The sequence below is a fragment of the Flagellimonas oceani genome (assembly GCF_011068285.1).
GTDB lineage: Bacteria > Bacteroidota > Bacteroidia > Flavobacteriales > Flavobacteriaceae > Flagellimonas > Flagellimonas oceani.
In genome coordinates, this window is record NZ_CP049616.1 from 4319284 (window position 1) to 4342983 (window position 23700).

Genomic DNA, 23700 nt, shown 5'->3' on the forward strand with positions numbered 1-23700 from the left:
CACGAAGCCGAAAATGGCGAAACGAACGACCACGACCCAAGGGACTATCCCGATGGGTTTGACCCTGAGCTGTATGATTTGTAGCAAAACAGTACAAGCCGTATGCATACGTGCCTTATTCCATAGGGTAACGACAACAATTCGACCCAATCATTATGATTGGGTTTTTCTGTGTTCACGGGCTTTATTTTGCTATTTTTAAAATACAGAAATACAGCTATTACTATGTACGGCAATCCGATTTGACTTTCCCAAAGTCCGTACGATTTGATTTGACTTTTTAGATAAGGTGCAACTGGTTTTTAAACCATGTTGTGCGAATCATTTTTGTCCCTGCGGGACGAAAAGGAGAAGCAAGAGGGTAGCACGCTCGCGCGTCCTGCCGATTATCATTGCTGCGCAAGGCCCCTGTTTATAGGGGTTTTGGGAATGAATGAAAATAAGGGCAAGTCGGTTTTTGACTAAAAAAGGCTCTCAGCCCAATAAAATCAAGACGTTTTTGACTCAAAAATGGATAAAGGATACGAAAAAGAGGGGTTTAGGACCATTCGCGTAAAAGGCTCGGTGGCCCTGAAATTTAGGCGGTTCTCCCGAAGGTTCGGACAATCCCGATCGATGACCCTGTTGCTCATGGTCCACTTTTTTGAACGCCATGGCATTGATCCGGACCAGCATCTGGGAGAGACCATTGCCAGTATGAAATTGTTCATGAAGCGGCGCTTCAATGCGATGGTGGCCATCATGCGTAGTATCGAGAAGGAACAGACCCTGCCCACCGTAGGGATGATGCAGGCCCTCTTTGAACAGGAACTGGCATCCGATGAGGAAGAAGGATGGGACACTGATTTTGATTTTATCGAACAACAATTGACCGAGGCCAAAGCACCCAGCGAACCAGAACCTTTTGATGGGGAGGTCACCGTGCCCAAGATCCGTTATGACCGCTTGCTGGAGGAAATGGAAGAGCTCAAGGAAGATTTTGCCTATGTGCTGGACCATGTGAGCGTGTACCATAACCGCTTTGGCAAGGACCACCTTAAACTGGACCTCAATCCCGAGGCCATCGAAAAATATCGTACAAAACTTAAAAAGCAATAAGGATGTATATCGCCATCACACGCCAACAACTGGGGGACAATTTTCGGGGCAGTGCCCGGGACTTTGTGAACTATCTGGAAAAGGAGAACGAAGGAAAAGAGCAGGGTGACCAGGAACTGTACTTCAATCATGAAGAAAACAGCATTGATGCGGAGCGGGTCATTGCCGAAATCGATGCCAATACCGCAAAGCTGAAAAAAAAGGAACCCAAATTTTATTCTTTGGTCGTCAGCCCATCCCAAGGAGAGCTCAAACATATCGGGGACGACCCCGAGAAACTGAGGCAATACACCCGAGAGGTTATGAAGGCCTATGCGGCGGCCTTTTACCGGGACCGGGAAGTGACGGTCAAGGATATCCTCTATTTTGCCAAGTTGGAACGGGAGCGTACCTATTCTGAAAAGGACCGGCAAGTCAAGGAGAACCAAGCGTATGCCACTAAGATCCTGGAACTCCAACACCAGGTCAGGGCCATACAACAAGGCCGGGAACAAGGGGATCTCGCCCAACTTCAAGAGCGGATACAAATCTTGGAACGGGAAGCCCCCCACCAACAGAATGGCAAGCGTATCGTACCGGGCATGGCCAAGGAAGGGTACCAAAGCCATATCCATATCATCGTCAGTCGGATGGACCGGACCAATACCCATAGCCTTTCCCCGGGATCCAAGTTCCGAACTTCGGAAACCACCCTCCATGGGCAGACCGTCAAACAGGGCTTTGACAGGGATAAATTCTTCCGGGCTGCGGAGAATACCTTTGACCGGCAGTTTGGGTACAAAAGGAACTTTGTGGAGACCTACCACGCCCGAAATCTACTGGATAAGGACCCCAAACGGTTTTTTTCGGCCCTGTTGGGATTGCCTGCAAACGAGCGACAAGCGGCACGCCAATTATTGTTCAAGGCGGGTATCAACGTTCCCACTATTCCCACCAACAAGGCCCAATTGGCCTATAAGGCCATGATGCAGCTCAAAAAGGGTATAGGCAAGGCATTGGAATCAGGATCGATTGGAATATAACTACTACTGCTATGGAACACATGGGATGGATTGAAATAGGGATTGGTTTGTTGCTAGGGGGAGGGGTTTCCTTTCTGGCGAATCGCTATCTTAAGTATGGGTTTTTCTACGTTGTTGTAGGCCTATTGGTTCTTGTAGTGCTTATTGGGTGGATATTAAGTTGGGAGGTGCTATTGGGGCAAGCACTGAGCCTATGGATTCCTTTGTTTTTCTTGCATACCGTAATCTATGGGCTGGTGGATCACCATAAGGATACCGGTAAACTACCAAAGGTGTTCGAGGTCAGGTTGAAGGTCCGGGGAAGGCCTTTGGTGTTGGGTAACATTAGAAGGGGCATATCCGTGATGGCCTCTGCTGGAAGCGGTAAGACCGAGAGTGTGATCTATGGTCTGTTGCAGCATTTCAGGCAGCAGCGGTTTTCCGGGGTCATTCATGATTACAAGGATTTTGAGATTACGGAAATGGCCTGTCCTTTGTGGAAGGACCAAAAGGTTCCCTTCCGTATCGTATCCTTTGGGCCCATCTATCACCGCGTGAATCCCATTGCCCCACGATACCTGCCCGATGAGGAAAGTGTGCATGAGGTATCCCGTGTGCTTTTGGAAAATTTGATGGAACACAAGGATTCCGATGAGAACAGCACCTCTCGGTTCTTTAAGGATGCGGCGGAAGGTTTGATCAGTGGCTTGATTTGGCGGCTCAAAACCGATTATCCCGACTTCTGCACACTGCCCCATTTGATGGCCCTGTACCAACAACTGGGAACCAAAAGCTTGATCAAGTTTCTGCGGGAGAACCTTACCTCCCGTGCCATGGCCGATGCCTTTATCAGTGGGGTAGGGTCAGAGCGGCAGACCGCAGGTGTAATGAGTACACTGGCCAATGCCATCAAGAAGATCAGTACCCGGAAAATATTCATGGTGCTGTCCGCCGATGAGATTCCTTTGGACATCAACAATAGCGAGAATCCCTCGGTCATTGCCCTGGTGAACAATCCCCAGAAGGACGCCTCCCTGTCTCCCGTGATCGCTACCATTATGCATACCATCTCCAAACAGATGAGCCAACGCAACCGAAAACCTTCCTTTATGCTGTTGGAGGAGGCTTCTACCTTACGGCTATTAAACATGCACAGAATACCGGCTACCTTGCGGAGCTATGATATTGTAAGTGTTTATGTCCTGCAGGACAAGGTCCAGAACGATATGATGTACGGGGAGAAGGCCAGTAAGGCCATTTTGTCCAATCTATCCTATCAGTTTTTTGGTAAGGTGAACGACCCGGATACCGCTCGCTATTACGAGCGTTTCTTTGAGCTGGTGAAGATACCCACTAGGAGCGTGAGTAAGAGCTCAGGGCTCAACCTGGAGCGTCGGATTACGGAAGGGGAGAAGGAGGTGTCCAAACGCAGGGCAGAGGTGTTCTTTCGATTGAAACAAGGGGAGTTTGTGGTATTTGCGGACGGCAAGGATCGAAAGGTACGGTTTCCGAGGCCCGATATCCCGAAAGGGTTACCAAAGGCTAGGGAATACTCCGAAAAGGATTTGGAGCAGCATTACTTAAAGGTGCATCGGGAGGTGAGTACCTTGTTCAAATAAACAGACTTTAAAAGATTACAGGCATTGGAAAATTAATGTTGCCTCAGATGATTTAAGATAAAATCCGCTCGTTCCAAAACGGGGCGATAGGTGATTTCGTTAATCAAGTACCTGTAAGATAGATTGAACGTAGATTTTTGTGGTGTAACATAAATTGTGAATTTGGTTTACGCGATTCCATAAAGAAAAGCAGTATAAGAATGGTATTTTTATAGACTACAACGCAATGAGATTGGAAATCGGTCCAATTGATCTTGAAAATGATATATAGGATATTTAATGCCAAAGCCAATGAAACAACACATCACGAAGTATAGGGAATCAATCGACCAAGTAAAACGGAAAATTAAATATGATTTGATGGATTATTTCAAATCAATGGACCTTTACAAGAAATCCAATGATTTTCAGGTATTGCAAATCCGTGATGAGACCGATTTGGACAAATTATGGTACAACTCAGGATTTTATTTGATTTTGACCGACTATCAGGTCAATGGTATTGACAGTTGTTCTTTGGAGTATTCCAATTACAAAGTGATCTATCGAGGACATTCATATTTTACAAAAAAAAGAGTTATCAGCCATTTGGCCAATGATACCTATAACAGTTCGCACTCTGGTAAGGGTGTTCACTATGGAGTATGCCTAAAAATGGATAACTCAGGTAGAAATGGAATAAACATCAACCAAGAACCTTATAACTCTTGGGGCTGGATGGTCATCGTATTCAAAATGAAGGACAGTGACAAGTTGATTCGAGAACAAGCCGAAGTCGCTTTTGACGAGGTTTTCGGGCGACCGTGTAGATCAATGGAAAGGTAACAATTATATGATTGAACTGAAAAAGAAAAAACGTATGGAACATGTTAAACCCATAGAATGGATCTACATGAACAATGGGAGCAATGAATTAAGGTACGCCTTGGGCGAAAAAGGAAATCGAATGGTTGGCTGCATCGGGATAAATCCCAGTACAGCCAGACCGGACGACCTGGACAATACTTTGGGTTCTGTTAAGCGTATCGCCGAGTTTAACGGGTATGATGGTTGGGTGATGTTCAACATTTGTCCACAAAGGGCCACGGACATCAGCGAAATTGATTATGAGGTCAATCCTCATGCAATCAAAGAAAATCTATCCATAGTGAAACGCACCCTAGTAGAATACAATATCGGTACAGTATGGCTGGCCTTTGGTAATTTGATCGAATATAGACCCTATCTGAAGATGTGCTTTTTAGAAATGTTTGCTGCTCTAAAGGGCATAGATGTCAATTGGAAGATCATTCAGGAGCCAACGCAAAAGGGACATCCTAGACATCCACTCTATAAGCCTGTGAAAAGTACATTTGTAGATTTTGATATACAGCGATATGTATCGGAGGTCCTTAAAGGATAACCGTAACCACTAATGGGGATGCATGCGTTAAGGTAAAGGCATCCAAATGAAAACCCATTGTTCTTAATCCTTTGTGATAGTATTGAATTCTCCTATTCCTCCAGGTATGAATCTTCCCGATTGGTATGCATCGGTATACGGGTCATGATGATATGCTCTGTAATTGCCTTTAAGGTCTTACCTGTAATGGGATGTAATCCGGGGGCGGTATAGTATTCAGTCTCATCGTTACTTTTGGTGTAATACCAGATTAGTGGTTGTCCCGTCTGTTCTGAAAAAAATTGGGTCGCCATATCCACTTCTACTTTTTTGAAACTTTTCATTTTAATGGGATCTATAGGTACGATTGGGGTCCCATGTGTTGATAAGGGTCCTGCATCGCAGGATATTGGGACATAAAGGGTGTCGGCCCATGTCATACAGTTTGCATTGGTGGTACTTTTTTCTTCCTTGCCTGGCCATAGATATATAATGGACATAATGGCTATCGCCCCCCCAGCCATTATAAAAAGCGGGTTTCTCCTTGTTGTTTGCGGAGTGGTCGTTCCTAGGCTATTGTTTTCTTGGGATTTTTCCTTGACATAATGGGCAAAATCGTTATATCCCAGATAGGTACATAATAAATCGATGCTGTCTGCCTGTAATTTGTAGCCCTTATTGGTCCGGGTCACATATTTGTCATAGGCCCTTTCCAAAGTCTTGGAGCTTAGGTTGGTTTTTGACGCTACATGGGTAGCCAAGGCAAATCTTGTGTGTGAAACAGTTTCCCGTTCCGCCTTTCTAAAGACATCCCATACCAAATTTTCGATTCTAATGTCTTCCATATCGCTTAAAAATACAAAATTCAGATGTACAAATCCTTGGGCAGTTCACGTGTAAACCCTTAGTAACAGTGGTGTCTAAAACTTGTCCAATAGAAGTCCGATCATTGTCTGCAATCCAAAGGAACACCTCAATTTACTTTGTCACAGAAAATGGATTCGCTATGTGTTGCTAACATAGTCGTTCTAGAAAATTCATTTTTATGGGATGCTGTAATGTGACCTGTATAGGGTTCATTGGAAAGTAACCTAAAGGGTCACATGCAGTTTCCACTTTCCAACACTAGCAAAGGAGTACTCCAAACTCACAGGTGGCTGAAAAGCACCAACGCACCGGAAAATCCGGACAGCCCCCTCTTTGTCCAATCTTAAAATTTCATAAAAATGAAGAAAGTGTTTTTGGCCTTGATGGCCGTTGTTTTGAATATGTTTATGTTCTCATGTTCCACTACCGATACGGCTGAGATTGAGAGCGAATACGACATGGTCGCTACCGAAGGAGACGACCAAGACCCGACGCCACCACCACCTCCGCCACCACCCGGAGGAGGCGATCAGTAAGAATAATTTTACTAATTTGAGCCATGTCTGGAAATCAGGCATGGCTTTTTTTAATAAACTAACCTCTTATACTTGGAACGGTATATATTGCTGATCATAGCGACGATTTTTGTTTCTTGTGGCCCACCCAATAAGAACGGAGCCAATGATTTATCTGATGCTTACGACAGTATTCATAGGTACTATAACCTTGCCTTACAAAAGGATATTCCACTGCATCAAAAAAAGGAGAGCATAAATAGGGCTCTTTATTTGGCAAGGAATCTAAAGGAGGATTCTATTTATGGAATGTTGATGTATCAAAAGAGTTCCTTGTTATTTCAGGCAGGGTCTTACGATAGTCTAGTGTTGCATCATGACAGCTTCATTACAGTGCAATCCCGATTTGGTAGGCCTAGATTATCGGGATCCCATTACTACCTGATGGGGTACTATTATGACCAGGTTCAATCTGATTATCGTAAGGCATTTGAAAATTACAGTGCTGCCAAAAGCCAATTCGAGTTGGCAAAGGACAGCAGCTGGACAGGTAAGTGCCTATTGTTTATGGGGGTAATCCAGAAGAACCAAAATGATTTTTTTGGGAGCAAGGAAACCGTGACCGAGGCTCTTCAATTTTTTAAAGAATCTCGTGACAGTACTGACATTGTCCAATGTTACGGGCTCTTGGCCACCAATCACAGGAAGTTATTGAACTTTGAGGATGCAGTATCTTACTATACCAAGGCGATTAACAGTAGTAGCTCCATGTATGATAAGATAGCATTTGAGAATAATCTAGCTGCCGCTTATATTGATGATGGAAGATATGAAGAGGCAATAGTTCTTCTAAATAGAATCAAGGGTCATCTAGGATTGGATTCATCAGCAGTGGTTTATGCAAGGATATTGGATAATTTGTCCTATGCCCAATGGCTCCTAGAAAAAAAGGATGTTGAGGCTTCATTTTTGAAAGCCCTTCAAATCAGAAAGGAAAAAAAGGATTGGCGTGGGCAATTGGCTAGCTATACCCATCTGGGTGAATTTCACATGGAAGATAGGTCCGACATGTCCAAAGCTTATTTTGATTCGGTCATTCAGGTGTCCCAAAAAATCAAAGTACCAAGGGCGGAGACCGATGCATTGAAGTTCCTAATGCAGCTAAACCCTGAAAATGTAAAACTCCGAGACCGATATATATTATTGAGCGATAGTCTGGATACTAAAGAAACTATGGTCAAGACCCAATTCGCCAAATACAAATATGATGATAGACTAAAACAGGAATCCATATTACGCTTGGAAAAGGAAAAGGCGGAACAAGCGTTGTTGGTTACAAAGCAACGAAACCAAAAAACCATATCCTATCTAGGTTCCATGGTATTGCTATTGGGATTAGGTTTTGCCATCTATTTTTTTAGACAACGTACCAGACGTTTAAAGGAACAGAATGAGTGGACACGGTTGGAGGCGACACTGGAGACGGAAGCAGAGATGTCACGAAGGTTACATGACGATTTTGGTGCAGGGCTCAACCAAACCATGTTAATGCTAAATACAGATGTGGATAAGACAGCTGTCTTGGATAAATTGGATGGGCTTTACCATCAAAGCCGAAACTTTTCAAGGGAGGTAAATGAAGTGGCCACTGGAGAATTATTTAAAGAAGCGTTTTTGGAAATGCTCCGTTTTAGGACCCCGAGTGAAGCGAACCTATTCATGACAGGTATCAAGGAGGTCCCATGGAATGAAATGGCCCCTTTGTCACAAAAAGTGCTCTTCAAGATAGTACAGGAACTGATGATAAATATGGGCAGGCATAGTGAAGCCAGCATGGTCACCATTGTTTTTAAATCCACAGGAAAATCAGTAGTAATCAATTACTCGGATAATGGGGTGGGGGCATCTCCAAAGGAACTCAATGCCAAAAATGGACTTCGGAATACGGAAAAGCGTATTCAGGCCATTGGAGGAAGCATTACTTTTGATTCCTATAAGGGTCAGGGCTTTAAGGCTCAGATCATGATTCCATTATAATTCAAAGCATCGCTATGTTTAAAAAAGTATTGATAGCAGAGGATTTTCAGGATACCAATCAAGGGATATCGGAGATGTTGCGTGAGAAATTGCAAATTCCATTCATCCAGGACGAACTTTATTGTGATAAGGCCTTTAATCGCTTAAAACTTGCCTTGGGCCAAAATGAACCCTATGGATTACTGATTACAGACCTGTTTTTTAAAGGAGATCATGTGGAACGCAAACTCACCTCTGGATTGGAACTGATCAAAGCGGCCAGAGCGGTACAACCGGACATAAAGGTCATCGTGAACTCCATGGAAGACAATCCGTCCAAGATCAATTCACTTTTTAAGGAAAAGAAAATCAATGCCTATGTCTGTAAGGGACGGCATGGTCTTACGGAATTGGTAAAGGCGGTCCAGGAAGTGTACCACAACCGAACCTATGTTTCTCCAGAAATTGATCTGAATGTTTCCAATAATGTATTTGAACTGGAAGAGTTCGACTTGATGATCTTACAGTGTTTGGCTGAAGGGTTAACGAAAAAAGAGATTTCGGAAAAGTTCAAAAAGGAGCATATCACCCCCAACAGTGAAAGTACCATTGACAAGAGGGTCAGTAAAATGTTCGATGAATTCGGGGCCAAGAACACCAATCATTTGATTGCCAAAATGATTCGGGAGGAAAAAATCTGATTTATAGGTTGTAAGTGAATTGTTGAGTTTCCCTTGTAGATATCTGTAAGGGATTTTTTTGCTTCAAGAATAAATTTGAAAAATAATAAAATCAGAATGGAACATTCAATCACCATTGACACAGTTAGCAAAGCTCAACTAAATTCTAACAGAACTTCGTTGATCCTTAGGTCAATCCGAAAATTCAAAATAACGGCCTTAATATCGATTCTTATTTGCATAATAGCTCCACAACAACTAAAAGCCCAAAGTGACGGGGCAGCTATTGCAGGTGCCGTTGGCGCATTGGCGTTGGTTGGAGCTGGTGTAGCTGCAGTTGAACAAATGAAGGAGAGAGCAGAGCTCACTGCAACGCAATGGGTATTGTCCAACCATCCGGAAATGTCCAGTTTTTCGTTAAAGACAGTTGACTTTGATGGAAAAAAAGTAAAGGACATGTCATCCGCATCCGTAATCACTTTCAAGATTCAAGAATTTGAACCAGAAGACAATCCTGTTCTGAACGGTAAAAAATATGTACTTCTTGGGTTCACCAGTCACGGATGGATTAATGAATATGGCATTGATTTTAATAAGGTTAAGTGGTTTATGATCAATAAATCAGAATGGACAAAAATGATGGTGGCTTACGTAAGAGTGGCCTCTGGAGTAACCTCCGACTTGGAGAGTGACATTATGAATGGAAAGATTGTCAATAGAGGAGTCAGGGTTAAAGGAAAAAATATGATTCCATTTTATAAAATGGAAGGAGACATGTATGTGGTAACGGATTACTCCAACGAAATGAAGTTTGTTTATAATGAAAGGTCCCTAGGTATTTTCTTGAAAGATACCCGTGACCTTGTCCAAATAAAAAGAGGTAGCCTAATAGAGCTCCATGATTTCTTTTATGAGGAGAATTGATATAATATCACACACTGACCACTGCAATAGATGTGTAGGATAGTTCAGCCTACTGCACGTGAATTGCACAACTTGACAATCCCTTACGGAAATCTGTAAGGGATTTTTTTTTAATAGGGGTAGGTTTGGTTAAAAATATGTCCAAAGATGGAACTACAGAATCAACTCAAGGTCTTGGCCGAAAAGGTTATCAAACTCAAAGAGAAAATAGATACCGAGGAATCCACCAAGCACGCATTCGTACTACCATTTATAAACGTGTTGGGTTATGATACCTTCAATCCAACCGAGGTCGTACCAGAGTTTACCGCGGACTTGGGATTGAAAAAAGGTGAAAAGGTGGATTATGCGATTTTTCAGAACGGTGTTCCCATCATTATCATTGAGTGTAAAAACTGGAAAGAAAAGTTGAATGCCCATAATTCCCAATTGTTCCGGTATTTCCATACGACCAAAACCAGATTTGCCCTGCTGACCAATGGTATCGAGTATCAATTTTTTACCGATTTGGAATCAACCAATAAAATGGACGAAAAACCTTTTTTGGAATTCGATATCACTCAGTTAAAGGAGAATGTAGTCAACGAGATTGCAAAATTCCATAAGACGAACTTTAACGTCGATGAAATTGTGGACAATGCGAGCTCCCTGAAATATACCAAGGAAATAAAAAAACTTATTGGGGAAGAACTGCAAGCGCCAAGTTATGATTTTGTCAGGCTCTTCGCATCACGGATCTATACTGGCCGGCTTACTGAAAAGGTAATGGGGGAATTTACCGATTTGGTAAGCAAGGCCTTTACCCAAACCATTAGCGAGAAGGTGAACGATCGCTTGAATTCAGCGCTTCATAAGGAAGCGGAAAAACAACAGGAAGAGGACAAGGAGCCAGAAAAACTAAGCAAGGTCAAAACCACCGAGGAAGAAATGGACGCATATCGTATTGTGGTGGCCATTTTGCGGAGAAAACTCTCGGTTGATCGTATCGTGCATAGGGATACCCAATCCTATTTTGGTATATTGTTGGACGATAACAACCGAAAACCCCTCTGTCGTTTACATCTCAATGGGGGCAATAAATACTTAGGGACCTTTGATCAGCACAAGGAGGAGACCCGACATCCGATTGAGACGGTGGACGATATTTACCAGTTCGAGGACCTATTGTTGAAAGCAGTTGATTACTATGAGGATTAGAATTTTTTTGCTCCCGGTACTTTTTATGTTGCTTTGTGCCTACGGTATGCCTTCCAATAATGATACCATGGTCTATGTATGCATGGGAAAGGGAAGCAAAAAATATCACTATCGTAAAGACTGCAGGGGCCTTTCCAACTGTTCTACCAAGATATATGAGGTCACTTTGACCAAGGCCAAGGATTTGGGCCGTACGCTCTGTGGTTGGGAGGATTGATAATTTCTGAGAATTATACCAAACTTTTTTATTGGAATAAATATCGTTTTTTGCGATAAATGAACTTGCTTGCCTAGTAAGGGCTTTTTCAATTGTGTTTTTCCAAATCCTTTTTGAGCCCACCAGCCTAATTATTGCTATGCTTACGGAAAACCGTAAGGAATTGGTCAGTATTGGAAGTAGGTTTGAGGTAGTAACCTTTAAAACCAATAGAAATGGCCTTTCCTAAATTTGAAATCAAAAGAAGCAAAAATGACCAATATTTTTTCAACCTACGATCAAAAGGAAATGGAGAAGTAATAGCCACAAGTGAAATGTACAGTTCTAAACAGGCCTGCTTAAACGGTATTACAGCTGTAAAAAGGGATGCTCCAGATGCTGGGATAGAAGATTTGACATAATAGAGTTGAATCATGGGCTATCGCAGAGGATATCATAAAAAGGATGGGACCTATGTACAAGGACATTTCGTTAGCAATCGGTCTAAGAACAGTGATCGAAAGAAGAGTAAAAGTGGTTGTGGAGTTTTAATATTGATTCTAGCGATACTCATTGCTAGTATTAGTATATCATGTACCAATGAAAGTAATACGCCCTGTGTTAAAAAGAACTGTTTCGACTTTTCTTCTAGAGCAGAAGCACAATCAACATTTGAAACCAATAGAAGCTGCTATGCCAATTTGGATAGGGACAAAGATGGCATTGCTTGTGAAAATTAAATAATCATCAAACATGGAAAAAATGAATGTTTCATTGGAATTGCAGAGTCATTTTTTGAGGCTTTACCAGATGGCGTTTTCCGATGATAATTTTGATGTCCTTGAATTGCAAATGCTATACCGATTTGCAGAGGAACGGGGCGTAAACCAAGAACAATTAAACGAAGTGTTGTTGAATCCCTCACAAGATTCAAGGATACCGGAAGAATTGGAGGATAAAATTGAATATCTCTATGATTTGGCATTAATGATTTGGGCTGATGGTATAGCAACCGAAGATGAGATTAATACACTCAAGAAGTATTGCCTAAAGTTCGGTTTTTTGGAGGAAAATATTGAAGACATCTGCGAGTTCCTATTAGAAAATGCCAAACAAAGGATATCTAAAAAACAATTGATGAATCTTATGAACGATTGATATGAGTGCATTAAAAAAAATATTCTCCATCAAAAAGAAACCGGAGTCAGCTGTTGAACCGTCCAAAGAGGATGATGTCAAAAAGATAAAGCTCACCTTTTTTGAAAGCGGGTATGGCTCATCCAAACAAGCAGAGGGGAACCATATGGTATTTAAAGCTTGCTTACAGGATGTTTATATGGACTATAAAGGTAAATGTAGGGAAGATGAGAGACTGCAGAATTCTCTTAAGGAGCCCTATATTCAAGAAAGGAGCAAATATGAAATAGAATTAAAAAAGCGAAGGACAGTAAAAGCGATTTTGGATGAGTCCATTGCAACTTTGGAAAAGAAAATCCAATTGTTTAAATCTGAAATAGTTGATGTAAGGCACAATCCCGAAAAATATGTGGAGGACGTGGACAAGAAACCCAAGGCACAGTTTTATTTGGGGTTGATTGTTTTGATTCCTATTACTTTTTATCTTCTGGTATTTTATATATCAGCTTCTTACTCCGCATTTTTCAAAACTTTTGATCCAAATGCAACGGTAACCGCTGCTATATTTGATGCCAATGCATTATCAAAAGCAATAGAAGATGGCTGGTTGGAAGGCGTATTTGTAGCAACCATACCCTTCGCCTTTATGGGGCTGGGCTATTTGATACATATGTTTCAAAAACATAAGAATTGGTTGTCCTTTGTAAAAATAGGGACCTTATTTGTTGTCACTTTTATTTTTGACGCTATCCTAGCATATCAAATCGAGAAGAAAATATATGATTTTGATAAGACACCAATATCACCTCCATTTGATGTTGGAATAGCTTTGACCTCCCCAGAATTTTGGGGAATCATCTTTGCTGGATTTGTCGTTTATATCATTTGGGGGCTGGTGTTCGATTTTATCATGAAAGAGTACGAGAATTTTGATAGGATAAAATCCTTTATTAGGGCTAGACGAGAAGATATCGAAAATGCCCATCTCGAAATCAACAAATTAATTGGTAAAATCAATCCCATCAAAGAAGAGATTTCTGGTATAGAAGGCAAAATAAACGACCTGCAAAGAACTATAGATGGGTTCATTTTTTCCAATAAGCACTACCTCACTTACCACGCGGAGTATGTTAAAGGTTGGTTTTTGGCCATAGCTGATAATTTTGATTCGTTAAAAAGAAGGGATGAATTATTGGCTAAATGCAAAGAGGAAGAGCGAAAACATTTGGAAGAACATGAAATAGCCGATGAAAGCTACGAAGGTAGGTTATATAAACTCATAAACTGATTACATGAAGACAAAGATTCTAATAATGCTTATAACTTTCTGCTCACTACAGTCTTGTAGAAAGGATGCAAAAATAGAAACAGCTGAAAAAGAAGAACAAACCAATATCGAGCTAAAAAAAACTTCTCCTAACAATAATCTGAACATCAGTATTTTGCTAGATCTTTCAGATCGAATAAACCCCGAAAAGTACCCTTCGCCAGCTATGCAATATTATCAAAGGGACATTGGCTATCTGATGTCGGTTGCCAAGACTTTGGAGACACACATTTTATCCAAAAGGATTAATCAGATAGATGACAAGATTCAGGTTTTTATTGATCCCGAACCATTTGACCCAAACTTGAATAAGAAGATTGGGGAACTAAAGTATCATTTTACAAAGGATACTGCTATCAAAGACTCCATTTTTATGGTATCTGAAAAATATGGTCTCATTTCAGATTTTATTTATAAGGCAGCCATTGATGACAATCATTATGTAGGTTCTGATATATGGGGCTTTTTTAAGAACAAGGTCGATGACTATTGTATTGATGAGGGGTATCGTAATATACTTGTGATTTTATCTGATGGTTATATGTATCATAAGGATGCCAAGATGGAACAGGAAAACCGAACGAGTTATTTAATTCCGCAATGGATTGAGAAAAATAGATTAAACAATGAAAAATGGCAACAACGAATGGAAGAAAAAAACTTTGGATTCATGGTGGCCAATACAAACCTTTCTAATCTTGAAGTACTTGTGTTAGGTATCAACCCAAATAAGGGTAATCCTTATGAAGAAGATGTAATAAGAAGATATTGGAGCCAATGGTTTGACGAAATGAAGGTGGCAAAACACGAGCTAAAGCAGGCGGACCTACCGACACATATGGATAAGATTATTCGAGATTTTATTCTAAAAAAGGAGTAAAATGGCCTTCAGATTTAACAAACGGGTTTCACTTGGTAAAGGCATGGGCTTGAATATTAGTAGGTCAGGAATTACACAGAATTATAAAAGAAAGTTCAGAAGTGTCAGTAGTAAAGGATACTCTGTTCGCACAGGAATACCTGGTTTAACTAATCGCAAGGCATTTTCCTAAGGACAGGAATAGTGGATGTTTGGTTATGCTCCTATTTTTATTGCTCGTTGGATATGAATTTCCTGTTCATCCTTGATGAAATTGCCATTTAGGGAGCAGCATTTGTAAAATTTATTACTATGAATTTGAAAAGAAGAATGTTTCAGTTCGTTAACGGGGTATTTTTCTCCAAATTCATATACGGATTAATTGTCCTCAACGTAATTGCCATAATTTTTGAATCCCATAAGGATATACTGCGTTCGTATAATCAATTCTTTCAGGCCTTTGAGTATTTTTCCATTGTTGTATTCTCAATAGAATATGTAATTAGAATTTGGATTGCTGACTTGGACAATAATACCCCTATTCTCTTTAGGTCAAAACGTTTGGGCTATGTATGTTCTGGATATGGAATTATCGATTTGATAGCCATTGTCCCCTTTTATCTCCCACTTTTGGTTGCTTTCGATTTGAGAATAGTAAGGATTTTAAGGCTTCTCCGGTTACTGCGTATTCTTAAGTTGGGCAAATACTCCAAATCCCTGCGGATAATTAAGAATGTACTCAAGGATACCAAACCCCAACTTTCCGTGACAGTATTTGTGGCATGGATTCTTTTGGTGTTGGCTTCAACACTGATGTTCTATGCGGAGAATGATGCTCAACCGGATAAATTCTCCAATATTGGTGATTCATTGTGGTGGGCAGTTGCAACCTTAACTACGGTTGGATATGGGGATGTTTACCCAGTAACAGTTACTGGTAAGTTGTTAAGTGCGATAATCGCCTTAATTGGAATTGGGTTTGTGGCGTTGCCGACAGGAATCCTTAGTTCTGCTTTTATCGATAATGTTCGCAAGGATAGAGAAAAAAGCAAACCGTGCAGATGTCCCAAATGTGGTGAAGAATTCAAAACCTCCTAAGAAGGGGTATCAGTCTTTTAGAGAAAATTTTAAAAATACTGGTAAATGATCTGATAGTTTACGAGCCTGTTCCAATTCATCGCAGTAGCGCACAAAATCTATGGCCTTTCCTTCCAATTTTTGAATATTTTTAGAATAAAAAATATTGTCAATAGAGTGGTTGAGGTAGTCGGTTCGTTCACAACTCCATTTCAAGGTAGTCTTTTGGTTGGAAATGGCTGTTCTGTACCCTGAGTTTTTCAAGGTATTAAAAACGGGCATTTTTTCATCGACATTAAAATCTCCAGCAATGAGTAATGGCGTTTTTAAAGAATCGATGACAAACTTGGAAAGCACAATGATTTCACTTTCCGGGTCTTTGTTGTAAGGCCTGGAATGGAAGTTGATGATTGTAAACCGTTTCCCCTCGAGGTAAAAGTTTAGTAAAAAAGGCTCTCGGTCAATTTGGGTGGCCAATTCGGAAATTAGCCATCCCCTGTTCTTTATTTTGATGCGATGGGTCTTCCAAATAAAGGCATATCGTTCGGCAATATATTTAGGGCTGTTGGTAGGGTCACTGATGACATAGTCCCATTTCGCCCCTTTCCGATTCAATATATCCGCAAGCTTTGCCACAGCTTGGGCACCCCCATACCCTGCAACTACTTCTTGAATGGCCAAAATATCGGCATGCCTGACAATTTCTGCAATTTGATTGAGTTCTTCCGTGTTTTTGGTTCTGCCAAAGTCTTTGATATTCCAAGAAATTAAATTGACTTCACCTTGTTGGGAAAAGATTAGGAAGTGAGATAAAATCAGGAATAATAATGCCAGTCTTCTTATCATGAGGTGGGTTGATTTGTGCAATGTATTAGGTGCTCAGCACCACACTATTTTACTGGTCGAATATTTTTATAGGCTCATATGTCAATTCTACCGTTTTGTGGTAAATTTCCATCATACGGTCGATTTTATCTTCTAGGTCTCTATAAAAACCAAAATCTTTGTCAAAGTATATTTTGTTTAACGTGTGATAATAAAAGTCCCTATATTCAGTATATTCAATATAAGCTAGCCATTGATCGGATTGCTTACTTTCTGAAAACACTTTCTTGAATCCCTGATGCAATTTATCTGGGTCCAACGATATATTTGAATTGGTTTTCACAAAGCCCATGTTCAATCTTGAATATTCCTTTCCCTCAAAGTACAATGCGAGTTTTATATGATTTTTTTTCATGGATGCGGTCTGAATATGAAACAATGTACCTTGTGTAACTCCACAATCCATTGTTTTAACGTCTTCAATTCCTTTTTTGGAGAGCATCTCTTGGATTTTACCTAGAATCCTTGTGACCAATTCTTTTTTTAATTCATTGTTGACATCGTACAAAACTTTGTAAGCGGTCAAATATTCTTTTTCTTCCAGAATTTTATTTATGATCTCTTGACTCATTTTATTATTTAAACTTTGATTTGTCAATTTCTTGATTACATTGATGTATTGTATGATGGTTTGTTGTATTACAGGCATGTTCTCAACCTTGACAAGGCATTGTTCAAGCCAATTGACCATGTCCGTTTCATAGGACATGGTTTCATAAAGGCCTGCTGAATTTTCTTCTCGGCTTTTCTCGCCAAACAATGTTAGATAAATGAGCTTCCCACTTGGGAATGCGTTGTGGTACCTTAACAATTGATTGGATTGCTCTGCGGCGTAGACCTTGTTTTCGATCATGATGACATTGCCTTCTGCATCTTTGATCAAGATGTCAATTCTACCGCCACTTTCCGCTTCAACCTTTCCAACATAGTGTTCCACGTATACCTTGGTGGTAGCCAAATTTAACTTGGATTCAGGGGCAAATGTATTTTTGAAGATTGCGAGGAATTTATCGGATTGGTCATGGCTCCCATTTGGATTGAGCAGTTCGGCAATGAACCTTGAATGTGTAGTGACTTCATTGGATTCCATGCGGAGAATGGAAAATATATTGAAGTTTTCACCTGTACTTTTTGCAAGTTCCTTGTATTTGTTTGAAATCGTACCGGTTTTTTTGAGTATGTCGATGGCCGCAATCATATACTGTATCTGGTTAGGTTTTATTTTGACTGGTTTCGTTTGGATTGCCTTTAAGGAATATCGAAAAAGACAATAGGAGAGCCCAGACGATATCGATGATATTCCAAAGTTCTCTTCCCAAAGCTATTTTAAAAATAGGATTGATTAATATGGCGGAGGCAAGCCAGATGATGAACCATGTTTTGTTTTTTTCAAAATCATGGTACGCCAACAATCCGAATCCCACCATACCCAAAAAACGGACCAGTTGAAAATAGCCATATTCCCAGTCGAATAGGCAACCAATAAAAAGTATGATCAAAACGATTTTTAAAATCAGCAGTTTGTTGTTTGGCATTTGCAATGATTTTGTACTTCAATTTCAAAGTTCATCTATCAATCGAACAAGCATCATGGAGAAGATATCCACATTAGTGCTAAATTCGAGAAAAGGGCTTTTTCCTGCATCCTTTTGAATGTCGACCCCATTTTTATAGGGGATGATATCCAGTATTTTGTTCAGCCTAATGGTTTTGTTTCCCTTGGAGCCCATAAAAATGAGTCGTTTGTTTGTTAGGTACAAGTTTCCACTGTCAATGACCTTCCAAACATCTTCCGACACTGCTTTGGCGGCAATACTACCCATTCTATAATATACCCCCTTTGCTATTTTTATCCTGGCAGTAGGACCACCATAGTTGATTCTTTTGGTCACTCTCCGTTGCTCTTGCCAATTAACATGGCCCATAAAATATAGGTTTTCACTTTTTTGAATGTTTATGGGAGGGTTGGCATAGACCGGTAGTTCTCCGTTTTCTATAGTCCAATATAAACGGTAACGCTCTAGATTTTGTTTCGTTTTCGCATCTAAATTAGGCTCGATGCCTAGGCTTTGCGATATCTCGTTCATTTTCTCAAACTCTTCATCGCTCAGTCGCTCATCCGAAATAGCATTGTCAATGAAATCTTTTAAGATTTTATTTGAATTACTTTTTAGAATATCCTTCGCTGTTTCATCAGTGAGCAGAAGATTTTTTTTGAGTATCTCCAATTTATCCTTTTCGTCTTGGGTCAATTTCCCGTCAGATACGGCAACCTTAACTTCTCTGTCAAAAATCTTTTTGGTTTCAAAGTCGAGCATATGTTTGACCTCTGCATCGGTCAAATACAGCAGTTCTTTTAGATGTTGGATAGTGTTTACTTCATTCTCGTCGATAACTTGGTCTTCCAGGCAATGGTGAATGTACTTTCTGAAAAGTTCAAACCGAAGGGGCTTAAATTTTTTGTTGAGTTTTATTTTGTATCGATTTGCGATTTCTTGGATGTGACCCAAGTTTATCTTGATCAGGTCATCTTCGTTTTCAACGAAAAGATTGTTTATTTCAATGATGGCATTTTCCTTGGGAGTCCTTTTTAGGATTTTGTCAATGAACGAAGGCTTTTTACTTTTCTTTGGGGTAAAGATGCTCATAGTTCTGGTTTGGATATTTTTCAAAGTTTACACTTGTTCACGAAAAAATGTTCCAATTAAGTTTTATTTAAATGGATGTTATTGGGATTATTCCAAAGAGGTGCCATCTTCAAATATAATCTTTTCAGGTTCCCAAATGACTTTCAAATCTTTCAGTTCTTTGTTTTTTAGAGCTTGGTCGTCATCCATAAACTGATTGTAGTCCGTTGTTGCATTCCAATTGACTTCTTGGCCTGCCGGTATAGGTTGGTCATACACAAAGGTTAACGTTTTAATTTCATCATCGAACAAATTGGTAAATGTTATAGCACCTTTAATGGCCCGGATATTTTTATCGGATTTGTTTTGAATCACGAATTTATAGGTGATATAGTCTTCATAGTCACCTTCCGAAAAACCTTTTTGATAACAAGAAACCATAACCGCTTGATTGAGCCTTTTAAACCTTTCTGACTCTTCCTTGGCTGCTTTTTCCGCTAGTGCCTTTTGTTCGGCTTCCACTTTTTCCTGTTCTTTTTTCCACTCTTTGCCATCCTCCAAGATTTCTGCATAAGTCATATCTTCAAGTTCTTTGTCCTGCAGTTTCAATCGTAACATCGACCCTGTCAATAATTGAAATTCGGTTGTATCAAGTTTTGATTCTATAGCCTCAAAATCTTCTTTGACGGTTTCTTGATTAAATTTTCTGTCCAATGGGGAATTACAGGACATAAACAACGCTGTTAACCCCATCAGTATAAGTCCTTTCTTCATTTTGGTCCATTTTAAATCAATGGAAACTAAACTATACAAATTGCCAATAATGTGATTACGGAAAAACGTAATATGAGATTGTCTTTAGTGAAGATTGTGTAATATGATTTAAAATAAAATAGTGTTGAGAATAGGATGTAACGTAGATAAGGACATTCAAAAGAATTTTTGGTTATTCACAATTAAATTGATGTGAATAGGTGATTTACTTAAATCAGCAATCAGTTCTTTATTGGAAAAAGCGTCTTATTCTTTTAGGACGAAATCACCACTTTTATGGATTCCAAATAAATGTTCGCTAAATTCTGTGAACCTTGCTATTTGGCCTTCATATTTATTTTTAGTACTTCCTCCCTTTACGATGTTCTCTTCTTGAGAGACGGATCCCATTCGGAGGTGAATTGAAAATCCCACATCAGTTTTTTCCATGTGCTCCTTTTTATCCTCCTTGTTGAGAATGAAGTTATTTTCATAAAGGTGTGGCTCATTGTTTTTGATTGCTCTGCTATATGCAGATATAGATTCGCCCCCATTTTGTGTATTGACAATGAACCGTTCAATAAAGTCAATGGTATAATCCAATTCACCAATAAACTGATTGATGTAAAGGCCAATAAAGATTGGGCTCTTAATCCTGTCGTAATAGCGGATTTTGAATGCATTTTCCAATATCTCCAAGAATACTGGGTCTAATTCTTTGGTGATGTCCTTATTGACATTTTCAAGGAGGTTTTTGAGCTTATCAAATTTATCGAAATGGTAATGATATTTTTCTCGAACCTCGAGATTGAAAACAATCAGGGCTTTTAGGTATTTTTCTACGGAAGTGCTTGCAAGTGTTAACCCTTGCACTATGAGATGGTTGTTAAGCAGGAAACGGGCAGCGATGTAATCGCGATACCCAAGGTTCATTAACCAATAACCTTTATCCAACTTTTCTGTCCATGTAATTGAATTGTTCATACTAGACATTAACTCTTTCCTATTAGTTTGGGCGTTTTTTTGCTTGCTTTTTCTGTTCATTGTAATAGTACTGGATTTATAAAAAAATGCCTGACAGCCATGTTTCCGATTTAAGCCATATTACTTGTGCTTTATGTACAAGTTAGGAAAAAGCTAGGTATGATTGTTGTTGGCCGAAGGATTGATTTCACGTCTACTTAACTATCTTAAAGATAAGATTACGGCTTCCATGGGCTTCCAACACCTTTACTTGTAGCTGTTGCTTTGCGTTTAAGGTAAACTTGGGGTAGACAACCACAAAGCGAACCGTTTCGCCAGCGCCGATCTGTTTGGGCATTTGGAATTCGAACAGGGGAGTGATGGGCAATTCCTGATAAGAGGCTTTACGTTTGGGGGTGCCCAATACTTTTGATAATTGGAACAGGCCTAAATCATAAGGAATTGTGGATCGGTTCCTCAGTTCATAGACCATATAGACTTGATTATCATGGTAGACCTGATCTATTAGTTTAGCCCTGATGCCTTTTTGTCGCTTACTCCATTTATGTGCGGATGATTCCCTGTCAAGCAATTGGGTGCATAGTAACGTAAACTGTTTTTCTTTCGGAGACGGTTTTTTTGGAATGGAACCAGTAGCTTCTTGGGTCTGGGAATCATGTTGAAAAGGGTTTTTCAAACATTGATTCGGCCTAATGAAATAATGCAACTGGAGCAGGTCCTCCCGATAGGCAAGGATAAAGCTGTAGAGGTTACCAACGGTGGTGCGGACCAATAGATTACTAGTCACATCTTTATCCGCCTGCAGTAATCCCAAGTTATCTGCTTTCTCTCGATCAAAACTGAAGGCAAAGTTTTGGGCACCGGTCATACCCGTCTGGATAGGGTCGGGAAATGTAAGGGAAACAACTTGATGCGCATTGGCATAAATGGTATCCAAGGATTGGGATGTGCCATAAACGGCAAAAAAGAGGAGTATGATGACGGGTAAAAGGGTTTGATATTTCATGGTGTTACTGTTTATGATTACGGTTTTGGTTGTAGTAGTAAGCGATGACCATCCAATACGGTCACCTTTTGTTGGCGTTGCCTCCGTTGAAATAAACTTTTTAGGCCCCTTACTTCGGGTAGTCCCGCGATATTGATATCCTGTACCATATCATCTGTGATCTCACGGGTAGCTTCTTCACGTAGAGAGTTTTCCAAGTAGAGGCCCATTAAGCCATCTTGTAGGTCATAGGCCTCCCCCTCGAAGGGAATATGATTTATGTGGGTAATGTGCAATAGGGTCCGATTTGGTTGGAAACGTACCGTGCCAAACACTGTGGTGTACTTTGGAAAGTGATGGCCATTGAAGGTCATGGGCTCCACCAATCGTAACCGGATACGACTGTTGGTTCGCAATACCTGTTTGCCATCCACTTCAACCATTACTGGAGAGTTGATTTCGCTGTTGACAGTCTTGGGATGTGAAGCAAAGAACAGTTGCTGTTCCAAGGCCATTTCGGCAGCTGTGATAGCGCTCTCAGATGTAGGTATTTCGTTTTGGTCGGGCACGGTTTTAGGTTCTGTTATTGAGGTTGTGTCCAAATTCGGAATAGGTTCCTGATGATAGTTGAACCTACCCGAGCTATACACACTGTCGATGATGCGCTGTTTCTCATATTCCATATAGTCGGGATTGAAATAGCCTTTATCATCCACCATATGGTCCGGGTAGATTTGTGGTGCGGTAACTTCGCGTTCAGCTTCAATGGCATCCAAGGCCTCCATCTTGGATTCGTATACCTTTTGGTTCTCTTCCAGGTCGGGCATTGGAATGCGATCGGGTTTCAATTCGGTTTTTTTGTCCTTGCCAAAGGTGAGAATGGAGTAGACTGCTATAAAAAGGACCACGCCTACCAAGACCATGGCAAAAACGATTTTATTTTTCTGTGGTTTCATAGGATTCTATTTTACGGAGGGAGTTTTCAAAAAAATCAGTGATGAGCAACCCGTGGGGGTTGTGGGGGAAATGACGGGCCACTGTGATGAGCTTGCCCGTGGTTATCAATTCATAGGTATCGGTAACCGTACCTCGATTGATATGGATCAGGGTCCGGGTCTGAAAGGCATAAGGTTCTTGGTCCATATCGATTTGGGAATCGATGCGTTCCACTTGTTGTACGAGGGAATATTGCAATAAACGGTTATAGAAGCCGTCTGCCTTTTTTTGACGGAAGATGGCACCCACTGAGGCATTGCCCAACCATAAGGCTTTTTCCATGTTCTTTTCATAGCTGTTGGCCTCCACACCATAGAACCAATTGTGGAACTGTTCCAGATGGGCCAAAGCCTCGACTTCCAAGTTCTCACGTTCATTCGTCAATTGGAGGGGGATGACCGCTCCGTCGGAACTGACCACAAAGGCCTGATTCAGGCTATCTTTGTGTATCTTGACTACCAAAACAATCGCGGTGATACAGACCAAGCCCGCCATAACGACCAATGCCAAAACCACAATCCGGTTCAATCTCAAAACCTGTTGTATGTTTTTAAAGGGTGTTTTCATTTTTAGTAA

The 23700-nt window shown here is 40.5% G+C and carries 27 protein-coding genes; 17 read left to right on the plus strand and 10 right to left on the minus strand.

Translation table 11 applies throughout. From position 1 onward, the window contains the following. Nucleotides 1-510: 510 nt before the first annotated feature. The 5 genes from GVT53_RS19560 (at nucleotide 511) to GVT53_RS19580 (ending at nucleotide 5120) form a co-directional block, all read left to right on the plus strand. Complete coding sequence (locus GVT53_RS19560; RefSeq protein ID WP_166250154.1) at nucleotides 511-1098, plus strand: BfmA/BtgA family mobilization protein; 588 nt, start codon at nucleotides 511-513, stop codon at nucleotides 1096-1098. A gap of 2 nt (nucleotides 1099-1100) precedes the next feature. After that, entirely contained in the window at nucleotides 1101-2120 is a 1020-nt protein-coding gene (gene mobB, locus GVT53_RS19565; RefSeq protein ID WP_166250155.1) for a MobB family relaxase, read from the plus strand. Nucleotides 2121-2131: 11 nt separating this feature from the next. Beyond that, entirely contained in the window at nucleotides 2132-3718 is a 1587-nt protein-coding gene (locus tag GVT53_RS19570; RefSeq protein WP_166250156.1) for a type IV secretory system conjugative DNA transfer family protein, read from the plus strand. Nucleotides 3719-4009: 291 nt separating this feature from the next. Then, nucleotides 4010-4543 (plus strand): hypothetical protein, encoded by a 534-nt coding sequence (locus tag GVT53_RS19575; RefSeq protein WP_166250157.1) that lies wholly within the window; start codon nucleotides 4010-4012, stop codon nucleotides 4541-4543. 34 nt (nucleotides 4544-4577) lie between these two features. Continuing rightward, nucleotides 4578-5120, plus strand: coding sequence for a DUF1643 domain-containing protein (locus GVT53_RS19580; protein WP_166250158.1), 543 nt, complete (start codon nucleotides 4578-4580; stop codon nucleotides 5118-5120). Between the two features lie 92 nt (nucleotides 5121-5212). On the opposite strand, the gene GVT53_RS19585 is transcribed toward GVT53_RS19580, so the two are convergent. Next, a complete protein-coding gene (locus GVT53_RS19585) occupies nucleotides 5213-5944 on the minus strand; it encodes a hypothetical protein (RefSeq protein WP_166250159.1) in 732 nt (243 codons plus the stop codon). Nucleotides 5945-6325: 381 nt separating this feature from the next. On the opposite strand from GVT53_RS19585, the gene GVT53_RS19590 reads away from it, so the two are divergent. From GVT53_RS19590 to GVT53_RS19645, 12 genes are all read left to right on the plus strand, one after another. Then, nucleotides 6326-6502, plus strand: coding sequence for a hypothetical protein (locus GVT53_RS19590; RefSeq protein WP_166250160.1), 177 nt, complete (start codon nucleotides 6326-6328; stop codon nucleotides 6500-6502). 72 nt (nucleotides 6503-6574) lie between these two features. Next, nucleotides 6575-8518: a tetratricopeptide repeat-containing sensor histidine kinase gene (locus GVT53_RS19595; RefSeq protein ID WP_166250161.1), complete on the plus strand. Its 1944-nt coding sequence runs from the start codon at nucleotides 6575-6577 to the stop codon at nucleotides 8516-8518. 14 nt (nucleotides 8519-8532) lie between these two features. Beyond that, a complete protein-coding gene (locus GVT53_RS19600; protein WP_166250162.1) occupies nucleotides 8533-9198 on the plus strand; it encodes a response regulator transcription factor in 666 nt (221 codons plus the stop codon). Nucleotides 9199-9294: 96 nt separating this feature from the next. Continuing rightward, on the plus strand, nucleotides 9295-10101 hold the full coding sequence (locus GVT53_RS19605) for a hypothetical protein (protein ID WP_240905088.1): 807 nt from the start codon (nucleotides 9295-9297) through the stop codon (nucleotides 10099-10101). A 147-nt stretch (nucleotides 10102-10248) separates the two neighbouring features. Beyond that, nucleotides 10249-11298 carry a type I restriction endonuclease gene (locus GVT53_RS19610; RefSeq protein WP_166250163.1) on the plus strand — a complete coding sequence of 350 codons (1050 nt, stop codon included), beginning with the start codon at nucleotides 10249-10251 and terminating at the stop codon, nucleotides 11296-11298. After that, nucleotides 11288-11515 carry a hypothetical protein gene (locus tag GVT53_RS19615; protein ID WP_166250164.1) on the plus strand — a complete coding sequence of 76 codons (228 nt, stop codon included), beginning with the start codon at nucleotides 11288-11290 and terminating at the stop codon, nucleotides 11513-11515. The genes GVT53_RS19610 and GVT53_RS19615 overlap by 11 nt, the downstream gene beginning before the upstream one ends. Nucleotides 11516-11730: 215 nt before the next feature. Then, nucleotides 11731-11916, plus strand: coding sequence for a YegP family protein (locus tag GVT53_RS19620; RefSeq protein WP_166250165.1), 186 nt, complete (start codon nucleotides 11731-11733; stop codon nucleotides 11914-11916). A gap of 12 nt (nucleotides 11917-11928) precedes the next feature. After that, complete coding sequence (locus GVT53_RS19625; protein WP_166250166.1) at nucleotides 11929-12234, plus strand: excalibur calcium-binding domain-containing protein; 306 nt, start codon at nucleotides 11929-11931, stop codon at nucleotides 12232-12234. 22 nt (nucleotides 12235-12256) lie between these two features. Continuing rightward, the gene (locus GVT53_RS19630; RefSeq protein WP_166250167.1) at nucleotides 12257-12652 is read left to right on the plus strand and encodes a hypothetical protein; all 396 of its coding nucleotides are present in this window, start codon (nucleotides 12257-12259) and stop codon (nucleotides 12650-12652) included. 1 nt (nucleotide 12653) lies between these two features. After that, nucleotides 12654-13919, plus strand: a complete 1266-nt coding sequence (locus tag GVT53_RS19635; RefSeq protein WP_166250168.1) for an ABC transporter permease — start codon at nucleotides 12654-12656, stop codon at nucleotides 13917-13919. A gap of 4 nt (nucleotides 13920-13923) precedes the next feature. Beyond that, entirely contained in the window at nucleotides 13924-14838 is a 915-nt protein-coding gene (locus GVT53_RS19640; protein ID WP_166250169.1) for a hypothetical protein, read from the plus strand. Between the two features lie 291 nt (nucleotides 14839-15129). Then, nucleotides 15130-15915, plus strand: coding sequence for an ion transporter (locus GVT53_RS19645; RefSeq protein ID WP_240905090.1), 786 nt, complete (start codon nucleotides 15130-15132; stop codon nucleotides 15913-15915). 9 nt (nucleotides 15916-15924) lie between these two features. Here the strand turns inward: GVT53_RS19645 and GVT53_RS19650 are convergent, their stop codons facing one another. The 9 genes from GVT53_RS19650 to GVT53_RS19690 form a co-directional block, all read right to left on the minus strand. Beyond that, nucleotides 15925-16740 (minus strand): endonuclease/exonuclease/phosphatase family protein, encoded by an 816-nt coding sequence (locus tag GVT53_RS19650; RefSeq protein ID WP_166250170.1) that lies wholly within the window; start codon nucleotides 16738-16740, stop codon nucleotides 15925-15927. 49 nt (nucleotides 16741-16789) lie between these two features. Next, nucleotides 16790-17977, minus strand: a complete 1188-nt coding sequence (locus GVT53_RS19655) for a PDDEXK-like family protein (RefSeq protein ID WP_166250171.1) — start codon at nucleotides 17975-17977, stop codon at nucleotides 16790-16792. A gap of 13 nt (nucleotides 17978-17990) precedes the next feature. Beyond that, nucleotides 17991-18314 carry a DUF6804 family protein gene (locus GVT53_RS19660; protein ID WP_166250172.1) on the minus strand — a complete coding sequence of 108 codons (324 nt, stop codon included), beginning with the start codon at nucleotides 18312-18314 and terminating at the stop codon, nucleotides 17991-17993. 24 nt (nucleotides 18315-18338) lie between these two features. Continuing rightward, entirely contained in the window at nucleotides 18339-19427 is a 1089-nt protein-coding gene (locus GVT53_RS19665) for a tellurite resistance TerB family protein (protein WP_166250173.1), read from the minus strand. An 87-nt stretch (nucleotides 19428-19514) separates the two neighbouring features. Beyond that, on the minus strand, nucleotides 19515-20180 hold the full coding sequence (locus tag GVT53_RS19670) for a hypothetical protein (RefSeq protein ID WP_166250174.1): 666 nt from the start codon (nucleotides 20178-20180) through the stop codon (nucleotides 19515-19517). A 246-nt stretch (nucleotides 20181-20426) separates the two neighbouring features. Then, nucleotides 20427-21143: a HEPN domain-containing protein gene (locus GVT53_RS19675; protein WP_166250175.1), complete on the minus strand. Its 717-nt coding sequence runs from the start codon at nucleotides 21141-21143 to the stop codon at nucleotides 20427-20429. A 193-nt stretch (nucleotides 21144-21336) separates the two neighbouring features. Further along, nucleotides 21337-22149: a DUF4138 domain-containing protein gene (locus GVT53_RS19680; RefSeq protein ID WP_166250176.1), complete on the minus strand. Its 813-nt coding sequence runs from the start codon at nucleotides 22147-22149 to the stop codon at nucleotides 21337-21339. 17 nt (nucleotides 22150-22166) lie between these two features. Continuing rightward, on the minus strand, nucleotides 22167-23084 hold the full coding sequence (gene traM / locus GVT53_RS19685; protein WP_166250177.1) for a conjugative transposon protein TraM: 918 nt from the start codon (nucleotides 23082-23084) through the stop codon (nucleotides 22167-22169). Further along, nucleotides 23065-23691 carry a conjugal transfer protein TraK gene (locus tag GVT53_RS19690; RefSeq protein ID WP_166250178.1) on the minus strand — a complete coding sequence of 209 codons (627 nt, stop codon included), beginning with the start codon at nucleotides 23689-23691 and terminating at the stop codon, nucleotides 23065-23067. The genes traM and GVT53_RS19690 overlap by 20 nt, the downstream gene beginning before the upstream one ends. Nucleotides 23692-23700 lie beyond the last annotated feature (9 nt).